The following is a 2,668-nucleotide window of genomic DNA, read 5'->3' as shown; positions in this document are numbered from 1 at the left end:
TGGAAGCACGCCAAATACCACTGGCGTCGCTTCGTCACCTGGACTAAAGACACCATCGATGCCGAGATCGAAACGTTGCTCGGCGGTTACGGCACCAAGTTTGAAATCCGTTTCTCATGAACACTTAAAGCCCTGTTTTTTTTACAGCGCTTTATATTTTGTTTTGAGTACAATTTTTGGAATTTCCCCATGGAAATTAAAGTCAACTTTCTCGATAAGCTACGTCTTGAAGCCAAGTTCGATGACTTCACGGTAGTGGCCGACCAGCCTATCCGTTATAAGGGCGACGGCTCGGCGCCTGGTCCCTTCGATTATTTTCTGGCCTCATCGGCCTTGTGTGCAGCTTACTTTGTGAAGTTGTACTGCGTGACTCGCAATATTCCTACCGAAAATATCCGCCTGTCGCAGAATAATATTGTTGATCCGGAAAACCGGTACCAACAGATTTTCAAGATTCAGGTTGAGTTGCCGCCGGATATCTTGGAAGCAGACCGCCGAGGTATTTTGCGCTCTATTGAGCGTTGTACAGTGAAGAAAGTGGTGCAAGCCGGACCCGAGTTTGTAATTGAAGAGGTAGAGAACTTGGATGCCGATGCTCAGTCCTTGCTGACGTTGAAGCCGGCTTCTGACGCCAGCACCTATATTGCGGGCAAGGATCTGCCGTTGGAGCAAACCATCGCCAATATGTCGGGCATTTTGGCGGGCTTGGGCATGAAGATTGAAATCGCTTCGTGGCGCAATATCGTTCCCAATGTGTGGTCGCTGCATATCCGCGATGCGCACTCGCCGATGTGTTTTACCAATGGCAAGGGAGCGACCAAAGAAAGCGCGTTGGCGTCAGCGTTGGGAGAGTTTATCGAGCGCCTGAATTGCAACCATTTCTATGGCGGTGCGTTTTGGGGCGAAGACATCGCCAATGCGGGGTTTGTACATTACCCGGACGAGCGCTGGTTCAAGCCTGGCCCTGATGATGCGCTGCCGGCTGAAATTCTGGATGCGTACTGCCTGCAAATTTATAATCCCGATGGCGAGTTGTATGGCTCGCATCTGTACGACACCAACTCCGGCAATGTGCAGCGCGGTATCTGTTCGCTGCCGTATGTGCGGCAGTCGGACGGCGAAGTGGTGTATTTTCCGTCCAACCTGATCGAAAACCTATTCGTCAGCAATGGCATGAGTGCCGGTAATACGCTGGCCGAAGCGCAGGTGCAATGTCTGTCCGAAATTTTCGAACGGGCGGTAAAGCGCGAAATTCTGGAAGGTGAAATCGCATTGCCTGATGTGCCGCACGAAGTGCTGGCGAAATACCCTGGCATTCTGGCCGGGATTCAGGGATTGGAAGAGCAGGGCTTTCCGGTGCTGGTAAAGGATGCGTCGCTGGGTGGGACCTACCCGGTGATGTGCGTCACCTTGATGAACCCGCGGACAGGCGGTGTCTTTGCCTCGTTCGGCGCGCACCCAAGCTTCGAGGTGGCGCTGGAACGGAGTCTAACGGAATTGCTGCAGGGGCGTAGTTTTGAAGGCCTGAACGATTTACCTCAGCCCACCTTTGTCAGTAACGCCGTGACTGAATCAAATAACTTTGTTGAGCACTTCATTGATTCCAGCGGTGTGGTGTCGTGGCGCTTTTTCAGCGCCAAAGCGAATTTCGAGTTTGTTGAGTGGGATTTTTCTGGCCAGGGTGAAAACTCCAATGCCGAGGAAGCAGCAACCTTGTTCGGCATTCTCGAAGACATGGGCAAAGAGGTGTACATGGCGGTGTATGACCAGCTGGGTGCCGTAGCCTGCCGGATTTTGGTGCCCGATTATTCGGAAGTTTACCCGGTAGAGGATTTGATCTGGGATAACACAAACAAGGCGCTGTTGTTCCGCGCCGATATTTTGAACTTGCATCGCCTGGACGATGCCGGCCTGGCAGCACTGCTTGAGCGGTTGGATAACAGTGAGCTGGATGAGCACTCCGATATTGCCACTTTGATCGGCATCGAATTTGACGAGAATACGGACTGGGGGCAGCTAACAGTTCTCGAGTTGAAGCTGCTGATTCATCTCGCCTTGCAGCAATTTGAGGCGGCGCAAGAGCTGGCGGGAGCTTTCCTGCAGTACAACGACAACACGGTCGAGCGCGGATTGTTTTACCAGGCCTTGAATGTGGTGCTGGAGGTGCTGCTCGATGACGACCTGGAACTGGACGACTACGCGGTCAACTTCCGTCGGATGTTTGGCAACGCTCGGATGGACGCGGTAATGGGGGCAGTGGACGGCAGCGTGCGCTTCTTCGGGTTAGCGCCAGCGAGTATGAAACTAGAGGGTCTCGATAGGCACCACCGCCTGATCGACAGCTACAAAAAATTGCATAAGGCGCGAGCCAATGTGGCGGCTACAGCCAGTTAGGGTTAGGGTTAGCGCGATTCGAGGGGTGTGAGAGTTGGGGTGTTGCGGCACGCGATCGATCGGGTAGTGTGCCGCTCAGATCTTCTTGCTTGATCCGGTTTCTGTCGTTGGCATGCTTAGCCGATCAATATAGTCGGCCCACTCCTGCATGACCCTTCTATGAGCAGGAAGTTGTCAAGGCCTTTCACGAACTGACTCACGAATCATTGGTCAGGTCCATCGGGCGGCTCCGTAAGGAAGCGCCGTAGCGGGGTCAAGGGCCAGGCGAAGCCTG

General features: G+C 53.4%; 1 protein-coding gene. It reads left to right on the top strand.

Annotation, left to right across the window (positions count from 1 at the left end; translation table 11 throughout):
- Positions 1-189 precede the first annotated feature (189 nt).
- Positions 190-2,394, top strand: coding sequence for an OsmC domain/YcaO domain-containing protein (locus GNZ13_RS42750; RefSeq protein WP_172176386.1), 2,205 nt, complete (start codon positions 190-192; stop codon positions 2,392-2,394).
- Positions 2,395-2,668: the final 274 nt, after the last annotated feature.

It is taken from the genome of Paraburkholderia elongata (assembly GCF_013177735.1).
Lineage (GTDB): Bacteria > Pseudomonadota > Gammaproteobacteria > Burkholderiales > Burkholderiaceae > Paraburkholderia > Paraburkholderia elongata.
The sequence above is the reverse complement of the archived record's forward strand: the minus strand, read 5'-3'. Positions and strand labels throughout refer to the sequence as shown.